The sequence below is a fragment of the Sorangium sp. So ce119 genome (genome assembly GCF_051524405.1).
Lineage (GTDB): Bacteria > Myxococcota_A > Polyangia > Polyangiales > Polyangiaceae > Sorangium > Sorangium cellulosum_G.
The window spans coordinates 471,571-497,956 of record NZ_CP150310.1; the positions used below are offsets into that span (position 1 = coordinate 471,571).

A 26,386-nucleotide genomic window follows, 5' to 3' on the forward strand; every position below is an offset into this window, starting at 1 on the left:
CGCGCGGCGGGCGCTACTGGATCCCGTACTCCTTCAGCCGCCGGTAGAACGTCCGGCGCGGCAGGCCCACCACCTGCGCCGCCTTCACGCGGTTCCAGTTGCAGGACGACAGCGCGACCAGGATCCGCTCTCGCTCGCTCGCCTTGTGCGCGTCGAGCGACGTCTCGACGCGCCGATCGCTCGGCGGCGGCGGCGGCGGGGCCCGACCGGCGCTCATTTCGCCTGTGCCGCCCATGCCGCCCATGCCGCCCGCGCCGCCCATGCCGCCCGCGCCGCCCGCGCCGCGCACGCCCGCGCCGCTCGCGGGCGCGCGCGGCACGGACGCCGGCGGCTCGGGGGCCCGCAGCGACCGCGGCGCCGCGTCGGGGAGCTCGAAGTCGTCGCTCTCCAGCTCGGGGCGGTCCGAGAGGACCCACGCGTTGAGCAGCACGTTCTCGAGCTGCCGCACGTTGCCGGGCCAGCTGTAGGCCGACAGCCGCTTCAGCGCGGCGCGGGAGACGCTGCGGCGATCGCGCCCGTAGCGCGCGGCGAAGATCCCGAGGAAGTAGTCGATGAGCAGCGGGATGTCCTCGATCCGCTGCCGCAGCGACGGCACCCGCACCTCGACGACGTGGAGCCGGTAGTAGAGATCCTCGCGGAACGTGCCGCGCGAGACCATGTCGGCGAGGTCCCGGTGCGTCGCCGCGATGACGCGCGCGTCGACCGGCTCCTCGCGCGCGCCGCCGACGGGGCGCACGACCTTCTCCTGCAGCACCCGGAGCAGCCCGGCCTGCATCTTCTGCGGCATCTCGCCGATCTCGTCGAGCAGGATCGTCCCCCCCGTCACCTCCCGGAAGAGCCCCTTGCGGTCGCGGTCCGCGCCCGTGAACGCCCCGCGCATGTGACCGAACAGCTCGCTCTCCAGCAGGTGCTCCGGGATGGCGCCGCAGTTGACGCCGACGAACGGCTTCTTCGCCCGCGGGCTCGCGTTGTGGATCGTCCGCGCGACGACCTCCTTGCCCGTCCCGCTCTCGCCGGTGATGAGGATCGGGATGTCCGTGTCCTTCACCCGGTCGATCAGCGCGTACACGCGGCGCATCGCCTCGCTCGTGCCGACCAGGCCCTCGTAGCCGAAATGCCCGCGGATCACCGCGCGCGCCGAGCGCAGATCCCGCCGCGTCGCGGCGAGCTGCGCGGTGCGGTGCCCGAGCAGCTCCTCCAGCTTGGCGCGCGCGGCGCGCAGCTCCTCGTTGGTCCGCTCGAGCTCGCGGGCGCGGCGCTCGTTCTCGCTGACGAGCCGCGCGGTCTCGATCGCGATCGCCACCTGGTCGGCCAGCGCCGTCAGCGTGGGCAGCTCGGCCTCGAACTTCGCCGCCGCGCTCAGCCGCGTCTCCAGGTACAGCGCGCCGATCACCTGCCCGCTCCGCTGCCGGATCGGCACGCACGCGACCGACTGCAGCATGAGCTGGTGGACCGAGACGTAATCGCTCATGCGCGCGTCGTCGCGCGCGCTCGTGGTCACGACCGGCTCGCCGGTGGAGATCACCCGCTCGGCGATCGAGCTGGAGAACCGCGCGTGCGGGTCGTCCCCGGCCTGGTCGCGCGAGGCGTGGATCGAGAGGTCGACCGCGGCCTCGCCCGCGCTCTGCGGCGGCTCGTCGCGCGGCGGCCGCTGCAGGATGACGAACCCGCGCTCGGCCTGGAGGAGCGCGATCGCGTGATCGGTCACCTTCGCGAGCAGGCGCGTGAGGTCGTGCTCGCCGGCGATCGCCCGGTTGATCTCGAGCACCCGCGCCAGTCGGTCCTCGCCGGGGGGCGCCGCGCTCTGCGTGAACGGCACGGTGCGGCCGCTCATCAGCTCGAGCATCGCGGCCGCCCGGATCTCCTTGCGCCGCGCGTCGTTCCAGAAGACCTCCCGCAGATCGCGCGGCAGCTTCGAGGCGATCTCCTCGAGCGTGATCAGCGCCTCCTCGCGGTCGTGGCGCGCCCGGATGAGGTGCCCCCGCTCCGCCTCGAGCTGCGCCCGCGCCTCCAGCGCGCGCCAGATCCAGTCGCGCTGGCCCGCGGCGCGCGCCGCCTCGAGCGCCTCGTCGTACGCGGCCCGGGCCTGCCGCTCGTCGCGCGCGAGCGCCGCGACCCGCCCGCGCGCGAGCGCGAGCAGCGCGCGGTGCGCCCCGGTCGACCCGAGGCGCTCGGCGGCCACGTCGATCTCCTCGCCGAGCGCGCGCGGGTCGGCGCCGGGGCGCGCCGCCGCGAAGAGGACGCGCTCGAGCCGCGCCTCGACCCCGTCGACGCGCCGGCCCATCGCCTCGTACGCCTCGGCGCACTCGAGGCAGAGCCGCTCGGCCTGCTCCAGGTCGCCGGAGCGCGCCGCGTGCTCCGCCTCGAGCGCGAGGAGCTGCGCGTGCTGCTGCGGCGCGAGGTCGGCGCGGTGGGCGGCGAGCGCGTCGAGCGACACCCGCGCCCGCGCGAGCCGCCCGAGGTAGAGGTCGAGGTTCGCGAGGTTGAGGAGCGCCTGGCGGATGGTCGCCACGCGGCCCGAGCGCCGGCCCAGGTCGACCGCGGCCTCCAGGTGGCGGATCGCCGCGCCGAGGTCGCCCTGCAGCTTCGTGAGCGCGGCGAGGTTCAGCCGCGTCGTCGCGAGCGTGCCCGCGTCGCCGGCCTGCTCCGCCGCCGTGAGCGCCTCCTCGTAGACCGCCTTCGCCTCGCTCAGGCGGTCGTCCCGCTGGAGCGCGAACGCGAGCGAGACGAGCGCGACCGACAGGATCCGCGGCTCGCCCGTGAGCCGCGCGAGGCGGACCGCGTGCTCCAGCGTGCGCTTCGCCTCCTCGTGCCGCGACGCGAAGCTCTGCGCCAGCCCGCGCGTCGCCACCGCCTCGGAGGCGATCGCCTCGGGCGAGGCGCCGAACGCGGCGACCGACGCGAGCAGCGAGCGCACGCCCCCGGCGAGCTCCGCCTCGAGCTTGATCGGGCCCACTCGCTCCACGGCCTCGACAGCGCGGCGCTCCGCCTCGCCGTAGTCGCCGACGCGGACCAGCGCCCGGGCCATCTGCAGCGACCAGAACGCCGCCAGCGCGTGGTCGCCCGAGGTCTCGACCTCGTCCTTCACGCGCCCGAGCTCGGCGAGCGCCCGCGCGGTGTCGCCGCGGTTCATGGCGAGCCGCGCGCGCGCGAGCACGACGGCGGGCGAGCCGTCGCGCTCGTACCGGCCGAGCGCCTCCGCCGCCGCGTCGAAGTGGCCGCGATCGAGCAGCCGGTGGATCTCCGCGGACGGCAGCGCCTCCCCCTCGGCGCCCGCGGCGCCGCGGCCCGAGGCCGCCGCCCCGGAGGCGGGGGGCGGGTCGAGCAGGCGGTCGACGTCCTCGGTCGACGCGACGGGCGCGCCGGCGATGCGCGCGACGATCTCCCGGATGCGCCCCGGCCACCGCCCCGCGCGCGCGACGACGTGCGCGGCCACCGCGTCGCTCAGCGACGGGATGGTGCGCTGGACGAGCTCGCGGGCGACCTCCTCGTCGAGCGGCGCCATCTCGAAGCGCTCGAACGCGCCGCGCGCCGGCTCTCTCCCGACCACGAGCACGAGCTTGCCGCCGGCCTTGCGCACCTCGTCGAGCCGCTCGAGCTGCGCGCCGCCGAGCCGGTCGGCGTCGTCGACGAGCGCCGTCACCCGGCCGGGGTCGTGCCCGGACAGCTCGATCGCGAGCGCCTCGCGCGGGTCGGCCACGCCGGCCGCCTCCACCCACGCGACGCCGTACCCGCCGACCTCGAGCGACCACGCGATGCGCCGGAGCAGCGCGCTCCGCCCGGATCCGGGCGGCCCCGCGATCGAGAGCCCGCCGCCCGCGGGCAGGCCCATGATCTGCGCGAGCAGCCGCGTACACGGCGCGTCCAGCCCGACGATCGGCCACACCACCGCGCCCGCGTCGGCGCCCTGCCGCGCGTCCTCCTCGTGCGGCCCGCAAGGGAGCCGCGCGGCGCGCCGGAGCGCGTTCGCGAGCTCGTCCGCGCTCGGGTAGCGCGCGTTCGGGTCCCTGGCGGTCGCCCGGTCGACGACCGCCTGGAGCTCCGCGACCACGCCGGGATCGCGCTCGTCGTCCGCGCCGTCGCGGAGCGCCTCGGCGATCGTCGCGCCGAGCGCGAACACCTCGGCGCGGACGGTGAGCGGGTCGCCCTTGAAGAGCTCCGGCGCGGCGTAGCGGGGCGTGAGGCCCACGGGCCGCGCGCCGCCGTCGCGGAACGGCGCCGCGAGGCCGAGGTCGACGAGCGTCGCGCGGCCGCCCTCGCCCACGATGATGTTCGCGGGCTTCACGTCGCCGTGCAGCAGGAGGGCGCGGTGCAGGCGCGTGAGCTGATCGGCCGCGTCGGCGATGGCCTCGAGCTTGCTGGTCAGGTCGCCGGGGCGCACGAGCAGGTCGGCGAGGCTCGTCCCCTCGACGAGCTCGCGCACCATGAACGGCCGGCCCGTCCCGGGCAGCCGGCCGAAGCGCAGCACGCGCGGCACGCCGAGGCCCTCGACGCCCGACAGCGCCGCCGCCTCGCGCACGAGCGCGAGCACCTCGGACTCCTCCGCGTCCTCGCCGAGCGTCTTCAGCGCGACCGTCTTTCCGGTGATCCGGTCGCGCACCGCCCACACCTCGCCGCCGCCGCCCTTTCCGAGCGTCCCGAGCGGCTCGTATCGTGAGGGGAACAGCGGGTGAGGCGTCACGTCATCCCTCGATCAGAGCCCATATCCCGCGGACATCCCGAAGAAGAACCCGGTGATGGACATGCCGGCGTCGAGCCGCGTCTGGAGCTGCTTGATCGGCTTGTACCGGAAGCTCACCTGCGGGAACGAGACCCACGGGAACACCGAGGGCTTCGCGCCCCCGTTGACCCAGCTCGGCTCGTCGTAGTCGCCGTAGTGGTTGTTGGACGCGTCGCAATACGCGCCGCCCGGGCCGCCCGGGCCGGTGCAGCGGCTCCAGGAGCTCACGTCGTCGGGGCCCGGGTTCGACGCGGCGCCGTTCGGGTACGCCTGGGCGCGGTGGAGGTTGCCGAACACGACGCCGAGCCCGACGCCGCCGCCGACGAGGAGCGAGAAGCGGCCCTTCTCCTCGTCGAGCGGGATCTCGAAGAGGAGATCGCTCGTGAAATAGACCAGCTTCATGTCGCTGGAGACCATCTCCCAGGCGAACTGGTCGTCGTTCTTCCCCTTGAAGAGGAAGGGATCCATCGAGTAGTCGGCGTAGGACAGCGCCAGATCGAGCTCGAGGCCGTTCTTGCGCGTGGTGAACTCCGGGCCGAACGTGAAGACGTTCACCGACGAGCCGCCGTCGGCGAAGAGGTTGATCATGAACTTCGGGACGATGACGTTCCGGAACCGGACCCCGATGAACTTGTAGGCCTTGCCGTCCTTCTCGAGCGGGGCGTTGGCGTCGACGGGCTCCGGCGCGGCTTCCGGCTCCACGTCCTTCTCGCCGCGCACCTCGTCGCCCTGCGCCTTCTCGTCCTCGGCCTGCTTCTCGGCCGCGAGGGGGTCGTCCTGGTTGCTGTCGACGCCGTCCTCCGACTGCGCGCGGGCGCTCGACGCGAAGCACACGGCGCCGAGCAACGCGGCGAGCGCGGCGGCCCTGGCGTGCACCCCGACCGCGAGCTGCCGACCCATCTTCCAGTGGTACATTGTAGGTCACCTAGCGATGCGTAAGGTCAGGGCCGGACTCGGGCACTCACGGGACGGGCGCGCCGAGGCGAGCTCCGTGTCGCCGCGCGCCCCGGTGTACCGGGTACCAGCCGAGGGGGGAGGGTACACGAGACGCAGCGCCGTGTGGCCCCCGCGGACCGCCCATGGCGGAGCTTTTTCCGGCGCGACGGCGACGGTGCGCGGTGCGACGGGCGGCGCGCGGGGTGCGGCAGAGCGCGCTCGCCGGAGCCCGGCCTGGGCGCCGGTGCGACGCCTCCACGGCGGCCGGCGTCTCCAGCGCGGGAGCGGCCGAGGTTGCGCACAGCGAAATGATCCGCAATAGACGGAAAGGATGATCCTTCACCAGTCCCAGGTGGAGCAGACGGTCGACCGCGATGAGCGGGACAGGTTCATCAAGGAACTGGTCGTGGTGCGGGTCCGCAGCACCGCGGCCGAGGTCGCGCCGGCGAGCCGTGGGATCGAGGGGGCGCGCGGTCCCGGGGTGGAGGACTCTGTCGTCGACCGGGAGTCGATGGTCCACGACGTGCCGCTCGCGATGATCCGGAAGCGCAGCGCGCGGCTGCGGAGCACGGTGGCGACCGTGCTGCTGGTCCATGGGTACGGCCAGAACCGTTACATCTGGCACCTGCCGTCGCGGAGCTTCTCGAACTACCTGGCGCGGGCCGGCTTCGACGTCTTCAACCTGGATCTGCGGGGGCACGGGCGGTCGCGGCACCTGGGGGCGCGGCGGCCGAGTCACGTGACGGATTTCGTCCGCGAGGACCTGCCGGCGGCGATCGAGGAGGTGCGGCGCATCTCCGGCCCGCGGCCGGTGTACCTGATCGGGCACTCGCTCGGGGGTCTCATCAGCTACGCGACCGCGCCGACGATGGGCGACGCGGTGGGGGGGATCGTCACGCTGGGGAGCCCGTACCTGTTCACGCACGGGTCGCGCGCGCTCGCGCTGCTCGGCCGGCTGATGTTGACGGTCGACCGCCGCGTCCCGCTCGGGCAGGGGGCGCTGGCGCTGTCGGCGTGGGGTGAGCCGTTCCGGTTCGTGCGCGCGTTCGTCGAGAGCCCGATCTTTCCGCTGCCGATCCGGGGCTTCGTGCCTGGCTCGATGGAGACGCGGGTGCTCACGCAGCACATGTCGCTGGCGATGGACAGCGGCAGCGTCACGGTGCTGCGGAACATGTTCCTGGACGCGGCGGCGTCGCGGAAGAGCGGCCAGCACATGGGGAGCCTCTTCGGGTACGCCAAGGCGTTCGAGGGCCTGGATCTGCCGCTCCTCGTGATCGCCGGCACGTTCGACGACCTCGCGCCGCCGGCGTCGGTGAAGCCGGCGTACGACTTCAGCCGATCTTCGGACAGGACGTACCGCGAGTTCCCGCGCGGCCACCTCGACATCGTCGTTGGCCGGGACGCGCCGCTCACGGTGTGGCCGCTCATCGAGGCGTGGCTGAAGACGCGCGTCCGGCGGGCGGCGGCGAGGGAGCGGGAGCGGCTGAGCGCGTAGGGCGAGGCGAGGGCGTTCACCTCGCGGACAAGGTATGAGCGCAGCAACTCCACGTCTCGCTGCCTGACGAGGCAGAAGGCCGGTAAGTCCCGGGACGCGCTGCCCCTTTGCTATGGTTCGCCGCATGCACATCGAGCTCCGGCAGTTGACCGCCGAGCAGCAGGGCGAGTTCGTTCATCCCATCCTCACCGCGTTCGGCGCGATGCCGAACCCCGAGCGCACGGAGGGGATGAAGCGCCTCGAGGAGCTCTCGTCGCGCATCGGCGCGTATGACGGCGAGTCGATCGTCGGGGCCGCCGGCTCGTTCTCGCTCACCATGACCACGCCCGGCGGCGGCGCCGTCCCGGCCGCCGGGCTCACGGCGGTCGCGGTGATTCCGACGCACCGCCGCCGCGGCATCCTCACGTCCCTCATCCGCCGCCACCTCGACGACGCGCGGGCCGAGGGGCGGCCGATCTCCTCGCTCTGGGCCACGGAGGGCACCATCTACGGCCGCTTCGGCTACGGCCTCGCGTCCCGGGCGTGCTCCATCTCGATCGAGCGGGATCGCGCCGCGTTCCGCGGAGAGGCCAGCGCCCAGGGCCGCGCGCGGCTGCTCGGAGAAGAGGAGGCGCTCGAGCCGTTCGCGTCGGTCTGGGAGCGCGCCCGCCCGCTCGCCCCGGGGATGCTCGCGCGCTCGAAGGCGTGGTGGCAGGTCCGCCGGCTGAGCGACAGCGACTTCGTCCGCCAGGGAGGCGGCCCGCTCCAGCGCGCCGTGATCGAGGTCGACGGGCGCCCCGAGGCGCACGCGCTGTACTGCGTGCACCACCGGTGGGACGCCTCCCAGATCCCTGTCGGAACGGTCCGCGTGATCGAGGCGATCGGCGCGTCGCCGCTCGGGACCCGGCTCCTCTGGAGGTACCTCTTCGACATCGACCTGGCGCAGCGGATCGAGGCGAGCCTCCTGCCGCCCGATCACCCGCTCGGCCTGCTCGTCGCCGAGCCGCGGCGCCTGCGCCTCACGGCGAGCGACGGGCTGTGGGTGCGCATCGTGGACGTCGAGGCCGCGCTCGCGGCGCGCGCCTACGGCAGCAGCGAGCCGCTCACCCTCGAGATCACCGACCGCGATTACCCCTCGAACGCCGGCCGCTTCCGGCTGCACGGGGGCGAGCGGCGCGCGACGCGGACCGCGCAGGCGCCGGACCTCCGCCTCGACATCACGGCCCTCGGCTCGGCCTACCTCGGCGGCGTCTCGTTCCAGGGCCTCGCCGACGCCGGCCAGGTCGAGGCGCTCTCCGAGGACGCCATCGAGCGCGCCGACCGCCTGTTCCGGGCCGCGCGCGCCCCCTGGTGCCCCGAGATCTTCTGACAGGCCGCGCGGCGCCGAGGACCGGGCGGCGCGCGCGCCCATCCACGCGCGCGCGTCCCGCGCGCCCATCCACGCGCGCGCGTCCCGCGCGCCCATCCACGCGCGCGCGTCCCGCGCGCTTCCGAGGAGCGCTCGCCGCTCGGGCCGATCCGTGCCACTTTCCGCGGCGATGACGCTCCCGCTCCGCGGCGTCTACGCGGTGACGCCGACGCGCCGCCGACGCTTCCTGTGGGCCGCCTGGTGGACGGCCGAGCCTGCGCGCGAGCCGTTCCGCCCGCCGGACGCGAGCCAGGGAGGCGCGCGGACCGTGGACGAGGCGCGGGCGCAGGCCGAGCGCGCCGCCGGGCGCCCGCTCGTCGAGATCGAGCCGGCGTGGGCGACGGCCTGGACCCGCGTCCTGCGCGGCGAGCCCCCCTGGCCCAGGCCGCGCGCGCGCCGCGACGCGCCCCCGCCGCCGCCCCCCGGGCCGTCGCGGCGCGCTCCGTCGCGGCCCGCCGCCGCGCGCGGCGCCTCGCCGTTCGCGGTGCTCGGCGTCACCGAGGCCGCGAGCGCCGACGAGATCCGCCAGGCGTTCCGCCGGCTCGCGCTCGTCACGCACCCCGATCGCGGCGGCGACGCCGGCGAGTTCATGCGCGCCAAGTGGGCTCACGACGAGGCCATGTCCAGACTGTCGCGCCCCCGGCGGGAGCGGCGCTAGGGAGCGCTCGCCTCCGCGACCTTCCTCGCCTCGCCGAGGAGCGGCGCGTACTCGCGCGCGAGCAGCGGGCTCCCGTGGAGCGCCCGATCGAGCACGTCGGCGGCGCGGCGGGCCAGCTCCAGGCGCAGCGACCGGTCGCGCTCCGCCTTCGCCTTGAGCAGGAGCAGCGCGCCCTGCTCGGCGCTCGCCGCGGGGAAGTCCGTGTCGATCTCCAGCGCGCGATCGACCAGCGCGAGCCCCGCCTCGACCTCCGCGCGCGCGTCGAGGAGCCCCGGCGCGGCGACGGCGGCGCGCAGCCGGTGGACCTCGGCCAACGTCGCGAAGATCCTCGCGTTTCCGTCGTTCGCCTCGACGGCGCGGAGCAGCGAACGCTCCGCGGCGTCCAGCGGCGCCACGGGGATCCGCCCCCGGGACGCGGCCCAGCGCGCCGCGAGCAGGTCGACGCCCCCGAGCGCGAGGAGCGCCTCCGCGTTGCGCGGCCTCGCGGCCACGATGCGCTCCAGCTCGCCCCGCGCGGCGCGCAGCGCGCCGGTCGGATCCTCGCCGCGCGAGAGCGCCCACTGCGCCGCCTCGGCGAGCGCGAGGCCCGTCCCCTGCTGCGCCTCGAGATCCTCCGGGTTGAGGTGCGCCGCCGCGGTGTAGCCGTCGAGCGACCGCGCGAGCGACACCTCCGGGCTCCGCCCGGTGAGCCGCTCGTACCGGCCCTGGATCAGGTAGGCCAGCGCGAGGCTGTTGTACGACTGGTAGCTGTCCGGCCGCAGCCGGAGCGCCGCCTCGAGGTGGTCCATGGCCACCTCGAGCGACGCCTCGGGCGACACCCCGTGGTCGAGCTCGTACTGCGCCCGCTGCGCGTGGAACCAGCCCTGGTTGAGGCGCGGCGGCGCGTCGTTCGGGGCGATCTCGATCGCCCGCTCGATGTGCGACGCGCTGAGCCCGAAGAGGCGGATCGGGTCGGCGCCGCGGGACGCGCTGTACTCGGCCATCATGCCGAACGCGATGCCTGTGTCGTTCCACGCCCAGAACGAGTTCGGATCGAGGGCGAGCGACCGCTGCATGCTCTCGATCGCGCGCTCGAGCGACGGCCGCGTGTCGAGCCCCAGCGTGCCCTCGTAGGACGCGATGAGGAAGAAGCTCGCCCCCATCGAGCCGTACGCGGTCGCGTCCGACGGGTCCCCCTCGATCGCCTGCTCGCTCGCCGCGATCACCCGGGTGAGGTCCGACCTCGGGTCAGCGCCCCTCGACAGGTCCCGCCTGGCCCGGTGCACGTGGGCCCAGGCCTTCTTCGCGTGCGCGCCGCTCGCGCGCGGGTTGGCGTGGAGCGCCCGGTCGCAGCGATCGAGGAGCTGCGCGAAGAGCTGCTCCACGTCGCCGCCGCGCTGCGCCTCGATCAGCATGATCTCGCTGAGGGCGCTCGCGGTCGCCTCGTGGAGCTCGGGGTCGCTCTCGGCCATCTGCGCCGCGGCGTCGTACGAGGCGACGGCGGCCCGGAACTCGACGAGCGCCGCCGCGTGGTCGCCGGCGTCGCGCGCGGCCGCCCCCTTCGCCGACAGGACGTCGCCCTCCAGCTTCTTCGCCTCGTACTCCCAGGGCGATCGCGCGAACGCCCGCCGCGCGTCGCCGAGCGCCTCGTCGAAGCGCCCCTCGTAGAGCTCCGTCAGCGCCGCGGTGTACGCCGACGGCGCCCCGGTCGACCTCACGCTGTCGCGCAGGTACTTGATCGCCGGGCCCTTGTGCCGCTCGTCGAGCTCGATCTGCTGGGCGGACCGCTCCCCCTTGTCGGCGAGGCGCCGCGCCCGGTCGAGCCCCTTCCGGTAGAGCATCCCGTGCGCGAGCCCCGCCGCGAACTTCGCCTCCCGCGCGGCATACCCGCTCCCGAGCGCCGCCTCGAGGTGCCGCAGCGCCTCCTCGGGCTCGTGCAGCGCGAGGTGCCCGCGCCCGAGCGCGTAGCGGCCCGGGCCCTCGACGAGGTCGCCCGCGGCCCCGCGCATCGCCTGCATCTTCCGGTCGATCTCGCCCATGCGCGCGCGGATGACCTCCTTCTCCCGCGACACGTCGTGGAGGGGGAGCGCGTACGCGTAGCGCATGAACAGCTCCATCTCCTTCACGTCCTGACCGAAGCCCTCGGCCAGCGACGCCACGTGCGCCGCGAGCTCCGCCTGGCGCGCGGCGGCGAGCTTCGCGCGGAGGGCGACGGCGCCGGAGAGCGAGAGCACGACCAGCGCCGCCGCGGCCGCCGAGACGGCGAGCCGGTGCTTCCTCGCCCGCTTCAGGGCGCGGTACACGAGGCTCACGGGCCGCGCCTCGATCGGATCGCCCTCGAGGTAGCGCCCGAGATCGAGGGCGAGCATCTTCGCGGAGTCGTACCGCCGCTGAGGCTCCTTCTCGAGGCACTTCATCACGATCGTCTCCAGATCGACCGGGATCCCCTTGTCGATCTGGCGCGGCGGCACGGGCAGCTCGTGGACCACCCGCCAGATGAGGGTCGTCATCGACGGATCGACGAACGGCGGGCGCCCGGAGAGGACCTCGTAGAGCGTCGCGCCGAGGCAGTAGACGTCCGTGCGGCGGTCGAGCTGGCGCTGGCCCCCGGACACCTGCTCTGGCGCCATGTACGCCGGTGTCCCTTCATCGCTCGTCGTCGTCCGCCCGTCCGCCCCGATGTCGCGCGCGAGCCCGAAATCGAGCAGGTAGGGGCGGAAGGCGCCGTCGGCCGTCCGCTCGACAAGGATGTTCGCCGGCTTGATGTCGCGGTGGATCAGCCCGAGCCGGTGGGCGGCGTGGAGGCCGTCCGCCACGTCGGCGACGATCTTGAGCCGCTGCTCGAGCGACATCTGCTGCGCCACGCGGTGGAGCGGCTGGCCGTCGATGTACTGCATGGCGATGAACGGCTGGCCCTGGGCCTCGCCGACCTCGTACACCTTGCAGACGTTCGGGTGCTCGACCCGGGCCTGGGCCCGCGCCTCCCAGATGAAGCGCTGCGCGAGCTCCGGATCGTTGCCCCGGATGAGCTTGAGCGCCACGTACCGCTGGAGTCGAGGGTCCCTGGCCTTGTAGACCGTCCCCATTCCCCCTTCCCCGACGAGCGACACGCACTCATAGCGATCCCAGTCGCGGATCGGAAACCGGCTCGGCGCGCGCGAGGGGGGCGGATCGACGCAGACGAACACCGTGTCCTGCGCGGCGCCCGATCCGCCCGGAGGGACGGGCGAGACAGGCGGAGCGGCCAGAACCGGCGTGGAGGGGGGAGCGGGCGGAAGGGGCGGGACCGACGAGACGGAGCGGGGGGCCCTGCTCGAGGAGGCGAGCGGGGCGCCCCTGGGCGTGGGCTCCTGGTCCGCCGACCTCGCGGCGCGCGCGCTCTCCGGGCCCGCTCTTCCCACTCGGCTCATCAATCGGACCCTTTTCGACAGCAAAGGCGGGACCCCCAGGGCTCGGGGCTTCGAGTCTATTCGAGGAAGGTCGTGATGACCTCCCTCGAACCGTTGCACGCCGCATAACCCATCGCCGGGTCGCCTGCGGCCAGACAAACGGAAGAGCAGTCTCCCGTCCGCTGGATGATACCGCACCCAACGACCGCCGAGCCGGTATCATGCCCCGTCGCACACGAGCGGCTGCTCGCGCGCGAGTGTTCGAGGTTGTCCGGGACGTGGCATGTGTAGAGCGCCGGCGCCTCGCTGAACAGGTTGCCCCAGAACGCGCCCTCCTTGCTGGCGAAGGCGCCGCGCTCCTCCGGGCCGGCGGCGAGCTGCGCGCTGCCCTGCGAGCGCATCGAGACCATCACGCGCACGCCGAAGTAATTGGTCCGCGCGGCGACGCAGGCCGAGACCCACCGCTGCTTGACCGGAGAGAGCGGCCCGTCCACCCATTCCGGTGCGAGCCCGACCGCGCCCCGGTGCTCCTCGGCGCCGTCGGGCCCGTCGAGCTCGACCGCCTGAGAACGGTCGAGCGCGCACCCGACCGCATAACGAATGAAGTCGCGGGACACGACCCCTTCCAGCGCCTGGACCCGGAGAGCGCGCAAGGAGGTGGACGGTATCGAGTCCGGCCTGAGCGCATTTGGCCAGAACCCGTTCGGCCAGAACCCATTTGGCCAGAACCCGTTCGATACGACCCCGCTCGGCGAGCGATCGCCCGGCGCCGGACTGACCGACTCACCCGCTCCGATCGACAGGAGATCGACCGTCGTCGCGAGGCGCTCATCCTCCTCGGAGACGTCCGGAGCACAGCCGCACACCAGGGCAAGGAGCAGTGTGGACATCAACCTTCGCATCAGCACCTCCCTTGGCAGCTCCCAGCGCATGGCCCCGAATCGCCATCCTCCCGAACCGCTTGGGTCGCTTGCCAGTGAGCGTCTTGGGTCGTGAGCACCTGGCGATACTACAGAACTGTCGCACGACGGTAGACCGGAGTTTACGTCCATGTCAATACCCCGACGCGCCGTGTCGCCGCGCTCTGTACGCTTTCAGTATGGCGCGAGCGTGCGACGCTGGCTACGCGGCGATCGCGGTCGACGGGCGCAGGTCGGCGGGTGTTCTGCTCGAGGAGAGAGGCCGGCGTGGAAAGATGCCAGCGTGGAAATGGGCGGGCGAGGAAAGCGGCCAGCGAGGAAAGGCACGAACGCAGAGAGGGGCGCGCGCCGTCCACGTCATGGATGGATGTGGGGAGCGCGACATGCGTCCAAGGTGGGTCAAGCTGCGATACAGCTCAGGGCCGTCGGCCCGCAGCTCAGTACTTGACCGTGCAGCCGAACGCCTCGGTCTCCTTCGTGGAGATGGGCTTGCCGGCGGTGAGCTCGCCCAGCGCGGCCTCGACGTAGTTCGTGACCTGCTCGCCCGGCTCGGGCTCACCGCCCTTCGTGCTGTCGATGGCGCCCGCGTAGACGAGCGTACCCTGCGGGTCGATGATGACCATATGCGGTGTGCGCTGGGCGCCGTAGGCGCGGCCGACATCGCCCTTCTCGTCGACGAGGATCGGGTAGCTCATCCCGAACTCGCCCCTGGCCTTCACGTTGTCTTCCCTGGCGGCGCCCTGCTTGCCGGGAGCACCCGAGTTGATGGCGAGCCACACGACGCCCTTGGCCATCTGCTGCGCGGGCACGTCCTTCAGGCCGCCCTTGCGGTGCGCGAGCTGCACGAACGGGCAACCGGGGTTGAACCACTCGAGCACGACCGTCTTGCCCTTGTGGTCGGCCAGCTTGACGGGCTTGCCGTCGAGGTCTTGCAGCGTGAAATCCGGCGCGGGCTGGCCGACCTTCGCCGGGCCCGCGTTCGCCTGAGCCGCCGGCGCGTCCGCGGCCTTCGCCTTCTCGGCCTCCGCCCTGGCGGGCTGCTGCGCGGCGGCGCCTGTCGCCGCGGGGGCGGCAGGGGCGCTGGCGTCGCCGGGCTGGGTGCACGCCGCGAGCGATGCGGCGAGAAAGGTCAGGGGGATGAGCTTGTTCATGCCAGGACGCTTACCACGCCGCGTGCCCGGCGCATGGATCAGGGGAACTCCGGCCATCGATCGCCGGTCGCCCACCGGTACCGCAAGCCGAGCTGCCCGAGATCGGCGCCCAGCAGGCCGAGCCGATCGGGCGTCGCCGCCACCACCATCGCCGTCGCCACCGCGTCGAGGTGGTGTGTCAGCGAGACCGCCAGGAGAGGGCCGATGCGCACGACCACGCTCTCGCGGCCCGGGTTGCCGAGCACCTCGGCGGCGGCGCCGAGCCGGAGCTCGCCGAAACGGTCCATCTCCGCCATGTAGCCGAGCCGGGCGCGGTAGAGGTACGGCGGCTTCATCACGGTGTGGAGCGCCTCCTCGTAGAGGTAGTACCCCTCCGGCGTCCCCAGCACCGCATAGCCCGTCGCCACGCCGAACAGGCTGCCTCCGAGGAGCGGTATCGAGCCCGACACCTCGAGCTCCGCGGCGATGTAGCGCGATCTCGGGCCGAGCATGAGCTCGGTGTCCCTGCGCGTGTACGACGCCATGGGCTCGAGGAAGTACTGCGTCGTCGAGAAGGCGTACCGCGCGCCGCCGCGGATCTCCAGGCTGGGCAGCGCCGCGCGCAGGCCCACGTACTGCGCGCCGCCCGAGGGCGAGACGCTCGAGTACCCCTCGATCCCGATCCACGACCAGTGCGGCCTGCCCACGCCGAGCGCGAGGCTCGGCCTGAAATAGATGACGCCGAGCTCCAGGACCGCGGACACGAACGGGCGCGCGGGCGCGCTCCGCGCCCAGTACGAGCGCTTCTGCAGGAGGTCGACCCCGGAGGACACCGCCGGCGGCTCGCTGGCGGGCGGCGGCAGGTCGGCCGGATCCTGGGCGACGGCCGCGGCCGGGACCAGGACGGGCGCGGCGGCGACGGCGAGCGCGGCGGCGGCGAGCGCGCGGCGGCGGGCCATGACTAGAACCTGCCCATCAGGTACCCGCCGAGCGGCGCCGGCACGAAGCTGATCGACACGGCGTCCGCGCGCGTCGACGTCGAGGCCGAGGCACCGCCGCGGTAGTGCAGGAGCCACGGGAGCCCGAGGCCCGTCAGGGTGCCGACGGCCGCGCCCGTGAGCGCGTCGGTCGCGAAGTGCTGGTCCGAGACGACCCGCAGCGTCGCCACGGCGGCCGCCGCGCCGAGCGAGGCGACGCACGCGAGCGCGTCGGGCGCGCCGCCGCCGTAGAGGGGCAGGTGCGCGTGGTGCGAGCACATGAGCCCCGCCGCCGTGAACGCGGTCGAGCTGTGGCCGCTGAAGAAGCTCCGGTACCGCTTGCTCCCGCGGCAGTCGCGGTCCTGCTCCTCCTCCGGCCCGACGCACACGGCGCGGTAGGGGCGCTCGCGGCTCGTGAGCCCCGCGACGAGGCCGTTCACGGCCGCGTTCAGCGCGAGCGCCTCGATGTCGATCAGCGCGATCTCCCACGCGACGCTGCCGCGCCCGTGCCCCCACCAGGCCACGAGCAGGGCGTCCGCCGCGAGCTGGTTGGTCATCAGCGTGAGCAGGAGATCGCTCGCGTCCCGCGCCATCTCGCGCTGGCGGTCGCTCCGGATCCGCAGGGCGTCGCGCGCCGCGCCGTCGAAGCCGTTCACGGCCGTCCACCGGCCCTCCGACGGCGGGATGGCCAGCGTCGCGAAGGCGGTCGCGGCGAGGAGCCCCGTGGCCACGTACTCGCTCGCGCGGAAGCGCGGCCAGCGCGGGTCCCACGCCAGCTCGGGCCGCGCGGTCTCGGGCGCCGTCGCCGCGGCGGCGCTGCTCGGCGCGCGCGCCAGGGGGGCCTCGGCCCGCGCCGCGGGCGCGCCGAGCAGCGCCGCCGCGACGATCGCGCCCGAGGCCAGCCGCAGCGCTGCAGTGCACCTCAAGGAGCGGACCGCGCGATCAGAAGTCGGGGTGGCCGATGACGAGGAACTCGAGCGGCCCGGCGCCCGCGTTGCGCAGCCCGTGGTGCACGTTCTTCTCGACGTGCATCATCTGGCCGGGGCCGAGGGGGACCTCGCGGTCGCCGATGATGCCGAGCGCCTTCCCGGCCAGGATGTAGATGGTCTCCGTGGTCTCGGTGTGGAGCTCGCGCGAGATCTCGCAGCCGGGATCCATCTTGCCCTTGTAGAAGCCGAAGCCGTCCCCGCGGTGCTTGCCGAGCAACTGCGCAAAGAAGACGCCCCGGTTGGGCAAGTACTCCATGACGTCTTCCTCGGCCGCGGTCAGCACCACGGCCCCGTCGATCTGCTGCCTCATGGCAACCCTCCTTCCCGCGAGTGAAGCTGCTGGAGAATCCATCAGTTACAGAAGCGTACCGCGTCCTGTCAACGGCGGTCGCGGCGGCCGCGGCCTCGTTTCAGAACGGCAACACGACGCTCGCACCCGCGCGCAGCTCGTAGCTGAACGAGATCGTCTTCAGGCCCTTCGGGGGCAGCTCGACGCGGCTGCGGAGAAACCCGTCCTTCTCCTCCAGCGTCCATCCGACGGCCTCGACGAGCGCGACCTCCACCTCGGCCACCTCGCTGACGGGGATGCGCTCGGCGACGAGCACCCGCTTCGCGATGCTGGAGAGGTTGGAAAGAGAGAGCTTCACGCGGCGGCGGATCTTGCGGCTGCCGGTGATGGCCGAGGTGTCTTGCTCCTCGTCCACGGTGCGCCGCACACGCACAGCGTCGTCCACGCCGAAGCCGAGCTCGAACGGCTCGCCCGCTCCAACGAAGTCGAGCCGGGCGCGGCCGACGAGGCTGCCGCCCCGCGCGATCCGCACCGGGCCGGCGAGGAGCGGGCGCGGCCTCCCGGTGCCCTTCCCGGCGCCGCCGCCGTCGAGCGTCGCGGTCGCGCGCAGGTGCGCCGCGGGGTGGACCTCGGGGTACAGCACCAGCGCGAGCTCGGCCGGGACCGCGCGCCGCGCGATCTCGACGCGGAGGGGGCGGCCGTCGGAGGGTAGGGTGACCGGCTCGGTCGCCTCGAAGACCAGCGGCTCGCCCCCGTCGTCGACGCCGGGCATCTCGTCGACGGCGCGCGCCCCGCGGTCGAGCCCGGCCGCTGCGATCGCCTGGTCGCGCGCCTCGACGACGACGCGGCGGCGCTCGACGTCCGTCTTGCGCCGCAGCCGGAGGACGTCGTCCGCGAGGAGCGGCGCCTCGGCGCTCCGCGCCGGCCGCGCGGTCGAGAAGCGCGCGGCGACGTTCTCCCAGGCCTCGCCGGTCGCCTGCCACGCCGTCGCCCAGGTGGTGAGCTCGACCGAGCCGCGCGTTCCCTGCGCCGCGGCGTCGCCTGCGGCGGCGGTAGCGGCGTCGCCCGCGGCGTCGCCCGCGCCGTTCACGGAGAGCCGCGCCAGGTGCTCGGGGCGCCAGACCGCGCACGCGACGCGGTAGGTCAGCTCGATCTCGACGGGCTGCGGCGCGGGGGCGTGGATCTCCACCTCGATGACCGCCTCGTAGCGCGGCTGCTCGACCGACCCCTCGCGCAGCCGCGCCGTGGCGCGCCGCGCGTCGTCCTCCGCGTGCGCACGCGCCGCGCGCGCCTCGGCCGACGCGGCGAGGGCCTCGTCGAGCGCCGCGCGCAGCGCCTCGACGCCGGCGCGCCACGACGCGAGCCGCGCGGGCTCGCCCGCGTCCTTCGGGACCTCGCCCATCGCGTGCGCCCACGTGGCGAGGAGCTGATCGAGGTGCGCCTCGCGGCGCGACGCCCGGTCCCGCGCGAGCTCGGCGGCGGCGGCTCGCCGGGACGCCTCGCGGTGCTCGCGCTCCAGCGCGTCGATCGCCTCGCGCCCGAGCGCCGCCTCCCGGTGCGCCCTCCACCGCACGCGCGCCGCCGTCACCCGGGCCGCGCCCGCGCCCTCCGCGCCCCCCGCCGGCGCGACGCGCGCCTGCACGGTGCGCTCGTCGACGAACACCGACACGCCGCCGATCGCGACCCACTGCGCCCCGGCCGCGACCTCGACGCGCGCCGCGCGCACGACCTCGGCGCGATCCTCGAACAGCGTCACCGCGCGCGCCGCGCTCGGGTGGGGGGCGCGCTCGGCGACGCTCGCCTCGGCGGCGTCGCCCGCGCCCGCGCTCCCCTCGGCGGCGCTCCCCCCGCCGGGGCTCCCTCCGGCGGCGCTCCGCTCAGCCGGGCCCGAACCGTTCGCATCGCTTGCCATGGCGCGCTCGTTTCCCCTGTTATTCCCGGCGGTTACCGCCGACGACCTCGCTCTTCGAGGAGAACACCACCCGGTACGTGAAGGCCACGGAAGCCTTGCCGCCTGGCGCGAGCGGCACGCGCCAGCGCAGCCCGCCGCGCACGGGCTCGCCGAGCTCCTCCTGGCTGTACGGCTCGGCCTTCGGCTGCGACGAGAGCAGCTTGATCTCGACGTCCTTGTCGTCCGTCACCGGGAGGCGGTCGAGGACCTCGACCTCGACGCTCATCCCCAGCGACGAGGAGAGATCGATGGTGACCGCGTGCTCGACGGCGAGCGAGCCGCCGAGCAGGCCGGCGCTCGACTCGTCGACGCGCGCGTTCCTGGCGACCCGGATCCGCTCCTCGACGCCGAGGCCGGCGCGGAGGACGCCGCCCCGGTCGACGTGCCCGAGCGTGGACTGCGCGGCGAGGGCGCCGTCGACGAAGATCTCGACCGGCCCCTCGAGGAGCGGGGCGTCGAACGGGTTCTCGACGCGCGCCTCGCGGTAGACCTCGGCGGCCTCGCGCGGCACGGCGACGAACCGGGGCGTCGCCGGGGCGCGGGCGGCGCTCAGGGCGACGCGGTGGAGCCTGCCGTTCGACGGCACGTCGGCGGCGCCTTCGCCGGCGTAGAGGTGATCGAACTGCCCGCGCGTGTCGCGCGGGTCCGCGGCGCGGGGCGGGGCGGGGAGGTTCGTGACGTCCACCTCCGCCCGCTTCGCGAGGCGCCTCGAGCGCCGGGGCCTCTCGCGCGTGAGCCGGCCGCGCTGCGGGCCCGCGCCGGGGAGGTGCAGCGCGTCGAAGTCGAGCCACCCTTCGACCTGCGCCGGATCGAGCGGCGCCGGGGCCGCGCCGGCGTCCTCGGGCCCCTCGGCGAGCGCGTCGTCGGCCACGCCGGCCGTGAGCTCGGCGGCCTGCACGCGGGCGAAGCCGCCCCTGGGGGCCTCGGGCGCGATCGCCTGGGGCGCCGGCGGCCGGGGCGGCGCCCCGGAACCCCCGCCGAACGACGGGAGCGACAGCGACAGCCCGCGCGACTTGCGCGCCGGCGCGGGCATCGGCATCGGCATCGGCTCGGCGAGCATCATCGGGGGCGGCGGCGCGAGGGCCGCGCCGGGAGCCGCCGACGGGGCCGCGGCGGGCGGCTGCGAGGGCCCGAAGGCCAGCGGCGGGGGCGCGCCGGTCAGCGGCACCCTCCGTCGCGTCTCGATCAGCTCCTCGCTGGCCATGTCGGCGGCCAGCTCAGCGTCGACCGCGAGCGTGGCCGGCATCCGCGTGCGCTCGTCGTCGTCGTCGTCGCCGCGCGCGGCGGGCGGGAGCTCCGCCGGCGCGGCCTTGGTCCGCGCGGGCGCGGGGAGGGCGGCGACGAAGCGGTCGAACCCCTCGAACATGGCGTCGAGCCCCTCGGGCGCGGGGCGATAGCCGCGGCGCGGCGGGCGCTGCGCGCGGCTGAGCCGCAGCGAGGGGAGCTCCGGCAGCCGCGTGTCCTGCACGAGCTCGGCGGTGGCGAGCGCGAGGCGCACGTCCTTCCAGTCCTCGCCGGAGGCCTGCGCCACGAACGCGTCGAGCTGCAGGGCGACCTCGGTCGCGCCGCGCGAGAACCGCGCCGCGTAGGCGGGCCACCAGCGCGCGGCGGCGACGGCGTACTCGAGCCGGAGCGTCGGTTCTCCGCCCGCTTCCCCGCCCGCGCCGTCGCGCGCGGGCGCGAGCCGCACGACGACGTCGAGGCGCGCCGGGGCGCGCTCCTCGACCTCGCCGCTCGTCGCCTGCGCGGCGTCGAGCTGCGCGGCCCGGAGCTCCTTGCGGGCGCGCTCGAGCTCCGCCGCGAGCGCGGCGGCGCGCGCGTCGAGCGCGGCGAGCTCGTCCGAGAGCAGCCCGCTCACGGCGAGCGCGTCCCGGACGCGGGCCGCCGGGTCGCCCGGCCGGAAGCGCCGCGCGAGCTCCGGATCGAGCACGACGTCCGCGAGCCGGTCGCGCCAGAGGCGGAGGTGGGCGTGCTCGGCGGACAGGCGCTCGACCGCGAGCTCGAGCTCCCGGAGCTGCGCCGACAGCGCGCTCCTCGAGACGGGCGCCGGGGGCACGACGAGCCGCGCGCGCACGCCGACGACCTCGCGCGGCGCCCGCGAGGTCCGCGCCGCGTCGCCCGCGTCGCCCGCGGAGGGCGCGGTGGACACGAGCGCGCGGAAGCTCCCCGGCTCGGCGAGCGGGGTGATCCCCGGCACCGCGATCTCGGCCGCCCCCCGGGGGAGCGGCGCCGCGAGCGCGACGCGGCGGGTGACGATCGCCCCGCGCGCGTACACGACGACGCCCTCGATACGGCTAGCGCACTCGATCCTCTCGGCCGTCATCCGCTCGTCCCTCGCCCGCGAACGCCTTGTGGGAGCGCGACCGTACCACGCCGCGCGCGGGCGAGGCAGCGCGCCGTCGTCTCGTGTCGACGAAGCTGAACCCCGGGAGCGCGTCGATGTCGTAGGCGCGGAGCGCGAGCGCGTCGAGCCGCTCGAAGTCGCGCTGCCGGAACGAGCTGCGGAGATCGCCCATCAGGTCCTCCGCGACGCTCTCCGGCGGCGGCAGGCGGATCCGCCGCAGGTACTGCGCCTGGAAGCGCAGGTAGCCCCCGCGCATCTTGACCGCGTAGGACCACACGAAGAAGAGGGCGACCCGGGAGCTGAGGAGCCCGCCGAGCGCCTCGAGATCCCAGCCCTCCGAGGTGATGAAATAGAGGTTGTGGTGCGGGTGAAACCTGCCCTCCTCGTAGACCACCTCGTTGGATCCTGCGATGTCGGGGATGAGCAGCTTCCGGGCGAAGGCCACCTCCGGGTAGACGCGATCGATGGTGCGGAACCAGCTCACGGCGTTCTTCTGGGCGATGTAGCGCTGCCTGATCTCGGCCTCGTGGGCGCGCAGGTACGCGGCGAGCTTCGGGTACTCGTCCAGATTGACCACCTTGCCGTCGCGCCCGAAGGTGTTGATGACGCACCGCCCGCCGTCGCGGATGCGGCCGTCCTCGATGTCGTCCCGCAGGACGAGCGGCACGAGGCGATCGCGCTCGATGTCGATGTCGTCGCGGACGATGTAGATCCTGTCGCTCCCGGTGGCGACGCCGATGCCGACGCGGGTGCCGCCCACCTCCTCGATCGGCGCGAACCGCGCCTCGAGCGAGCGCAGGGCCTCGAGGTGCTCCGGTGAGCTGAGCACCCAGGGGTCGTCCCCGTCGAACCAGGTGGGGTACTCCGACACGGTGACGCCGGGGCAGCGCTCCGGCGCGCGCGCCCCGAGGAGCGCGGAGGACGCTGCCTCGCACTCCTCGGGAGAGGCGGCGCTCAGCGTCGCGACAGGGACGCTCCCGGTCTTGCCGCGCGACACGGCGAATATCGACGGGTACGCGACGACGTCGGACTCGAAGGGAGAGGCGCTGTGCAGGTCGATGTAGCACCGGACCCGGAACCACCTCGAGAGCAGCCGGCGGAGCGGCGCGCCGTAGCGGTTGAGCGTCCACCGGTCGGCGCAGATGAACGAGAGGACCCCGCCGGGCGCGAGGAGATCGAGGCCGCGCTCGATGAACGCGACGTAGAGATCGGCGCGGTCGTAGAGCGATCGGTAGCGTTGCCGATACTCCTCCTGGAGCTCGGGAGAGAGCTGCTCGATCCGGATGTAGGGTGGATTGCCCACCACCGCGTCGAAGCGGCGTCCCTGGCTGGTGAGCAGGAAGTCGCCGTGGGCGATCCAGGCGTCCGAGAGGCGCCTCGCGTCGTCGAGCGGCAACCCGAGCCGGGCGAGCGCGCCGGAGACCGCGAGGCGCGCGCGGCCCACGTGGTCTGGCTCGATGTCGTAGGAGCGGATGGCGGACTCGATGTCTCGCAGGTCGCGGTCGTGGCGGCGCGCCGACGCGATGAGCCGCTCGGCGGCGGGGACGAGGAACGCGCCGTGGCCGCAGGCCGGCTCGAGCAGCGACAGCGACGCGAGGTCCCGGTCCGCGGTGTAGCCCGCGAGATCGAGGATGAGGTTCACCACGTGGGGCTTGGTCAGCACCACGCCGTGGGCCTCCCCTGACGAGCGCTCGCCGTAGTCGTAGGCGCTCGGCGGGAGCATGACCGTCAGATCGAGGGCTGTCTGCATGGGCGCCGCGAGCATGCTAGCCGCGAACGGCGCGCGCCGGCGACGCCCGTGCGCGGCGCGCGCCGCGGCCGGCTGCCTCGGAGGGGGCGGGCCTGCGCGAGCACACCTGCGGGGCTGGCCGCCGCGCTCCTCGGGGCACGCGCGCGCCGCGGGCGCGTTTCACAGGGCGTCGCCGGTGAATAGGGTAGAGTCGCCGGCATGGCCTTCCCCCCGCGCCTCTGCTCCGTCGATTCCGTCGATCGCGCCGCGGCGAGCGTCGTCTGCGCTGTCGCCGTCGGGCTGCCGCCCGCCAGCCTCCGCCCCCGGTTCATCGAGGTGGGCGCATGATCCTCGGCATCGGGATCGACGTCTGCGGCATCGGACGCATGGAGGAGGCGCTCGCGCGGTGGGGAGAGCGGTTCTGGGAGCGGGTGCTGTCCGAGCCCGAGCGCCGCTCGCTCGCGCACCGCGTGGACCGGGCGACCGCGCTCGCGGGCCGCTTCGCCGCGAAGGAGGCGGTGGTGAAGGCGCTCTCCGGCGCGCCGGGCGTCGCCTGGCACCACCTCGAGGTGCGCGGCGCGCCGCGCACGCCCCCGACGATGGTGCTCCACGGCCCGGCGCGCGCGCTCGCGGAGCGCCTGGGCGTCAAGCGGGTGCACCTGTCGATCACGCACGACGCCGGCGTGGCGGCGGCGGTGGCCATTCTGGAAGGGGACGGCGAAGGCCGATCCCCGACCGATGATGAAAAGGACGGCGAAGGCCGATCCCCGACCGATGAAGAAGGGGACGGCGAAGGCCGATCCCCGACCGATGATGAAAAGGACGGCGAAGGCCGATCCCCGACCGATGATGAAAAGGACGGCGAGAGCCGATCCCACCTGGACGACGAAGGGAAATAACGCTCGTGATTCCGGTCCTCTCGCGCGCGCAGATGCGCGCCTTCGACAAGCACGCGATCCACCAGTGCCACGTCCCCGGCGTGGTCCTCATGGAGAACGCGGGCCGCGGCGCCGCCGACGTCATCTCGGCGATCATCGAGGCGCGCACCGCCGGACAGCCCGGCGCCGCCGGTCTCCCCGGCCACGCCGCGCGCCCGTCGCCGCACCCGATCGCGCCCGGCCAGGCGGCCGCGCGGGCGCTCTGGCCCGCCACGCTGCCCTCCGCCACGCTGCCCTCCGGGGGCGGCGGCCCGCGCGCCGGGAGCGTCCCGCCGCCGCCGAACGGCCGCCGCGACGTCGAGGAGGCCCGCGCCGCGCGGGTCCGCGCGTTCCCGGTGCGCCACGTCCCGAGCCCGGGGCAGCCCGCGACCTACCCGCTCCACGCCCGCGTCGTCGTCGTCTGCGGCGCCGGCAACAACGGCGGCGACGGCTTCGTCGTGGCCCGCCACCTCCTCGCCCGCGGCGCCGAGGTCCAGGTCTTCCTGGCGGCTCCCTCCGAGAAGGTCACCGGCGACAGCCGCATCAACCACGACGCGTACGTCGACCTCGGCGGCGCGCTGACCGAGCTCCCCCCCGGCGCGTCGCTCCTCCCGCTCGAGGCCGCGCTCGGCGAGGCCGACCTCGTGGTCGACGCTGTCTTCGGCACGGGCCTCGACCGCCCGATCGAGGGCCACCTCGCCGACGTCATCGGCGTCCTCAACACCGCCACCTGCCTCTGCATCGCGCTCGACGTGCCCTCGGGCCTCGACGCCGACAGCGGCGCGCCGCTCGGCGCCGCGGTGCAGGCGGACGAGACCGTCACCTTCGGCCACCTCAAGATCGGCCTGCTCACGCCCGAGGGCGCGCGGCTCGCGGGCAACGTCCACGTGGTCGACCTCGGCGTCCCCGACCGGCCGATCCTCGCCCAGGTGGGCCACGTCGCGGAGGTCATCCGCAAGGAGACGATCGGCGCGCACCTGCGCCCGCGCGAGGCGAGCGTCTACAAGCACCAGGCGGGCAACGTGCTCGTGATCGCCGGCTCGTCCGGCAAGCTCGGCGCCGGGCTGCTCACCGCGCGCGCGGCGATGCGCACGGGCGCGGGCCTCGTGACGATCTGCACCTGGGCCGACACCGCGCGCGCGATGGAGTCGCGCGTCGTGGAGCTGATGACGACAGCGATCGATCCGGCGCGCATCGAGGCGACGCTCGACGCCGCGCTCGCCGGGCGGCGGGCGGTCGCGATCGGCCCCGGCTTCGGCCTCGACGACAGGGCGCGGGCCGCTGTGGACCACGTCGTGCTGGGCTGGGACGGCCTCAAGGTCGTCGATGCCGACGCCCTCACGCACTTCGTCGGCCGCCCCGAGGCGCTCGCGACCGCGCGCGGGAGCCTCGTCTTGACGCCGCACTCCGGCGAGCTCGGCCGGCTGCTCGGCCGGAGCGCGCGCGCCGTCGAGGAGGACCGCTTCGGCGCCGTGCGCGACGCCGTGGCGCTGACCCGGGCGATCGTCCTGCTCAAGGGGGCGCGCACGGTCATCGCCCTCCCGGACGGCCGCATCTTCATCTGCATGGCGGGCAACCCGGCGCTCGCCACCGCCGGCTCGGGTGACGTCCTGACCGGGATGATCGCGGCCCTCCTGTGCTCGATGGAGCCCGCCGCCGCCGCGAGCGCGGGGGTGCTGATCCACGCGCTCGCCGGCGACATGTGGCGCGCCCGGACGGGCAGCGACCGCGGGCTGCTCGCGAGCGAGATCGCCGAGCTGGTCCCCGGCCTGATCGCCGCGCTGGCCGCCGGGGTCGACCCGCTATCTATCTGATTTAATTGTAGAAATTCGCGCGTCGCGGCGCCGGGGGTCGCGCGCCCCGGCGCGGCCGCTCGCCTGGCTACCTCTTCAGGAGCTTGAACGCGTGCGTCCACCGGTTGTTCAGCAGCCCGGGGATGCACCAGAGCATGCAGAGCGGCTCGATCGCGCGGGCCGCCTCCACGCTTCCCATGTCCTCGGTCTCCCAGCCGAAGGTGTCGAGGATGCGCTCCACCTGCTTCTTCGCGGCGGCGCTGTCGCCGCAGATGAACATCGTCGGACGGACGTCGCCGAAATCCGGGTTGACCATCCACACGCTGCCGACGCACGAGAACGCCTTCACGAAGTTCGCCTCGGGCGCGCGCCGCGCGAGCCGCTCGAGCAGCGACTCGTTCGGCCCCGTGAAGAACTTGAGCACGCCGTGGACGGGCGGCTCGTCCGCGATGGGGTTGGTCGCGTCGATGACCGTCTTGCCCGCGAGCGCCTGGGCGCCCGCGAGATCGACCGCCTGCTCGGCCGCGGTCCCCTTCACGGCGAGCACCACGAGGTCGCCGAACTGCGCCGCCTCCGCGAACGTCCCGACGGTCGCCTTCGGCCCCGCGTCCGCGAGCCAGCTCGCGAGCTTCGAGGGCTCGCGCGTGGCGCGCATCACGCTGTAACCGTGCTTGAGAAACCCGTCTGCCAGCGTCTGCCCGACAATCCCCGAACCGAGAACCGCGACTTTGCTCATGGCGGGATCATCGCACGCGCACGGAGCCGAGCTCCAGCGCTGCTGTC

At 74.5% G+C, this 26,386-nt stretch carries 18 protein-coding genes; 6 read left to right on the forward strand and 12 right to left on the reverse strand.

The features are described 5' to 3' along the window. Positions 1 to 13: 13 nt before the first annotated feature. Entirely contained in the window at positions 14 to 4,681 is a 4,668-nt protein-coding gene (locus tag WME76_RS01860) for a sigma 54-interacting transcriptional regulator (RefSeq protein WP_437958510.1), read from the reverse strand. A gap of 12 nt (positions 4,682 to 4,693) precedes the next feature. Continuing rightward, positions 4,694 to 5,635, reverse strand: coding sequence for a hypothetical protein (locus WME76_RS01865; protein WP_437958511.1), 942 nt, complete (start codon positions 5,633 to 5,635; stop codon positions 4,694 to 4,696). Positions 5,636 to 5,987: 352 nt separating this feature from the next. Between WME76_RS01865 and WME76_RS01870 the strand changes: the two genes are divergently transcribed. The 3 genes from WME76_RS01870 (at position 5,988) to WME76_RS01880 (ending at position 9,196) form a co-directional block, all read left to right on the forward strand. Beyond that, positions 5,988 to 7,151 (forward strand): alpha/beta hydrolase, encoded by a 1,164-nt coding sequence (locus tag WME76_RS01870; RefSeq protein WP_437958512.1) that lies wholly within the window; start codon positions 5,988 to 5,990, stop codon positions 7,149 to 7,151. Positions 7,152 to 7,275: 124 nt separating this feature from the next. Continuing rightward, complete coding sequence (locus WME76_RS01875) at positions 7,276 to 8,499, forward strand: GNAT family N-acetyltransferase (protein WP_437958513.1); 1,224 nt, start codon at positions 7,276 to 7,278, stop codon at positions 8,497 to 8,499. Between the two features lie 169 nt (positions 8,500 to 8,668). Further along, a complete protein-coding gene (locus tag WME76_RS01880) occupies positions 8,669 to 9,196 on the forward strand; it encodes a J domain-containing protein (protein ID WP_437958514.1) in 528 nt (175 codons plus the stop codon). Here the strand turns inward: WME76_RS01880 and WME76_RS01885 are convergent. From WME76_RS01885 to WME76_RS01925, 9 genes are all read right to left on the reverse strand, one after another. Beyond that, positions 9,193 to 12,363, reverse strand: a complete 3,171-nt coding sequence (locus tag WME76_RS01885) for a protein kinase domain-containing protein (RefSeq protein WP_437958515.1) — start codon at positions 12,361 to 12,363, stop codon at positions 9,193 to 9,195. The genes WME76_RS01880 and WME76_RS01885 overlap by 4 nt on opposite strands. A 278-nt stretch (positions 12,364 to 12,641) precedes the next feature. After that, entirely contained in the window at positions 12,642 to 13,454 is an 813-nt protein-coding gene (locus WME76_RS01890; protein WP_437958516.1) for a hypothetical protein, read from the reverse strand. 467 nt (positions 13,455 to 13,921) lie between these two features. Continuing rightward, a complete protein-coding gene (locus WME76_RS01895; RefSeq protein ID WP_437958517.1) occupies positions 13,922 to 14,635 on the reverse strand; it encodes a thioredoxin family protein in 714 nt (237 codons plus the stop codon). Positions 14,636 to 14,673: 38 nt separating this feature from the next. After that, positions 14,674 to 15,573: a hypothetical protein gene (locus WME76_RS01900; RefSeq protein WP_437958518.1), complete on the reverse strand. Its 900-nt coding sequence runs from the start codon at positions 15,571 to 15,573 to the stop codon at positions 14,674 to 14,676. Positions 15,574 to 15,575: 2 nt separating this feature from the next. Next, on the reverse strand, positions 15,576 to 16,517 hold the full coding sequence (locus WME76_RS01905) for a phosphatase PAP2 family protein (RefSeq protein WP_437958519.1): 942 nt from the start codon (positions 16,515 to 16,517) through the stop codon (positions 15,576 to 15,578). 16 nt (positions 16,518 to 16,533) lie between these two features. After that, positions 16,534 to 16,890: a cupin domain-containing protein gene (locus WME76_RS01910; protein ID WP_437958520.1), complete on the reverse strand. Its 357-nt coding sequence runs from the start codon at positions 16,888 to 16,890 to the stop codon at positions 16,534 to 16,536. A gap of 100 nt (positions 16,891 to 16,990) precedes the next feature. After that, complete coding sequence (locus WME76_RS01915; RefSeq protein WP_437958521.1) at positions 16,991 to 18,781, reverse strand: DUF4139 domain-containing protein; 1,791 nt, start codon at positions 18,779 to 18,781, stop codon at positions 16,991 to 16,993. Positions 18,782 to 18,800: 19 nt separating this feature from the next. Next, positions 18,801 to 21,143, reverse strand: coding sequence for a DUF4139 domain-containing protein (locus WME76_RS01920; RefSeq protein WP_437958522.1), 2,343 nt, complete (start codon positions 21,141 to 21,143; stop codon positions 18,801 to 18,803). Next, positions 21,115 to 22,914, reverse strand: coding sequence for an Eco57I restriction-modification methylase domain-containing protein (locus WME76_RS01925; RefSeq protein WP_437958523.1), 1,800 nt, complete (start codon positions 22,912 to 22,914; stop codon positions 21,115 to 21,117). Before WME76_RS01925 ends, WME76_RS01920 begins: the two co-directional genes overlap by 29 nt. Positions 22,915 to 23,112: 198 nt before the next feature. On the opposite strand from WME76_RS01925, the gene WME76_RS01930 reads away from it, so the two are divergent. Genes WME76_RS01930 through WME76_RS01940 form a run of 3 tightly spaced genes read left to right on the forward strand, consistent with a single transcriptional unit; the run spans position 23,113 to position 25,624 of the window. Beyond that, the gene (locus WME76_RS01930) at positions 23,113 to 23,241 is read left to right on the forward strand and encodes a hypothetical protein (RefSeq protein WP_437958524.1); all 129 of its coding nucleotides are present in this window, start codon (positions 23,113 to 23,115) and stop codon (positions 23,239 to 23,241) included. Continuing rightward, positions 23,238 to 23,792: a holo-ACP synthase gene (gene acpS, locus WME76_RS01935; protein WP_437958525.1), complete on the forward strand. Its 555-nt coding sequence runs from the start codon at positions 23,238 to 23,240 to the stop codon at positions 23,790 to 23,792. The genes WME76_RS01930 and acpS overlap by 4 nt, the downstream gene beginning before the upstream one ends. A 5-nt stretch (positions 23,793 to 23,797) precedes the next feature. Further along, complete coding sequence (locus WME76_RS01940) at positions 23,798 to 25,624, forward strand: NAD(P)H-hydrate dehydratase (RefSeq protein WP_437958526.1); 1,827 nt, start codon at positions 23,798 to 23,800, stop codon at positions 25,622 to 25,624. Positions 25,625 to 25,691: 67 nt separating this feature from the next. Here WME76_RS01940 and WME76_RS01945 read toward each other — a convergent pair whose 3' ends face one another. Further along, positions 25,692 to 26,339: an NADPH-dependent F420 reductase gene (locus WME76_RS01945; protein ID WP_437958527.1), complete on the reverse strand. Its 648-nt coding sequence runs from the start codon at positions 26,337 to 26,339 to the stop codon at positions 25,692 to 25,694. Positions 26,340 to 26,386: the final 47 nt, after the last annotated feature.

Excerpts from the sequence above, each read along its gene's own strand:
- WME76_RS01895 (WP_437958517.1), bottom strand. The coding sequence starts at position 14,635 with ATGAACAAGCTCATCCCCCTGACCTTTCTCGCCGCATCGCTCGCGGCG.
- WME76_RS01865 (WP_437958511.1), bottom strand. The coding sequence starts at position 5,635 with ATGTACCACTGGAAGATGGGTCGGCAGCTCGCGGTCGGGGTGCACGCC.
- WME76_RS01915 (WP_437958521.1), bottom strand. The coding sequence starts at position 18,781 with ATGGCAAGCGATGCGAACGGTTCGGGCCCGGCTGAGCGGAGCGCCGCC.
- WME76_RS01870 (WP_437958512.1), top strand. The coding sequence starts at position 5,988 with ATGATCCTTCACCAGTCCCAGGTGGAGCAGACGGTCGACCGCGATGAG.
- acpS (WP_437958525.1), top strand. The coding sequence starts at position 23,238 with ATGATCCTCGGCATCGGGATCGACGTCTGCGGCATCGGACGCATGGAG.
- WME76_RS01920 (WP_437958522.1), bottom strand. The coding sequence starts at position 21,143 with ATGACGGCCGAGAGGATCGAGTGCGCTAGCCGTATCGAGGGCGTCGTC.
- WME76_RS01945 (WP_437958527.1), bottom strand. The coding sequence starts at position 26,339 with ATGAGCAAAGTCGCGGTTCTCGGTTCGGGGATTGTCGGGCAGACGCTG.
- WME76_RS01875 (WP_437958513.1), top strand. The coding sequence starts at position 7,276 with ATGCACATCGAGCTCCGGCAGTTGACCGCCGAGCAGCAGGGCGAGTTC.
- WME76_RS01880 (WP_437958514.1), top strand. The coding sequence starts at position 8,669 with ATGACGCTCCCGCTCCGCGGCGTCTACGCGGTGACGCCGACGCGCCGC.
- WME76_RS01890 (WP_437958516.1), bottom strand. The coding sequence starts at position 13,454 with ATGTCCACACTGCTCCTTGCCCTGGTGTGCGGCTGTGCTCCGGACGTC.
- WME76_RS01900 (WP_437958518.1), bottom strand. The coding sequence starts at position 15,573 with ATGGCCCGCCGCCGCGCGCTCGCCGCCGCCGCGCTCGCCGTCGCCGCC.
- WME76_RS01910 (WP_437958520.1), bottom strand. The coding sequence starts at position 16,890 with ATGAGGCAGCAGATCGACGGGGCCGTGGTGCTGACCGCGGCCGAGGAA.
- WME76_RS01925 (WP_437958523.1), bottom strand. The coding sequence starts at position 22,914 with ATGCAGACAGCCCTCGATCTGACGGTCATGCTCCCGCCGAGCGCCTAC.
- WME76_RS01930 (WP_437958524.1), top strand. The coding sequence starts at position 23,113 with ATGGCCTTCCCCCCGCGCCTCTGCTCCGTCGATTCCGTCGATCGCGCC.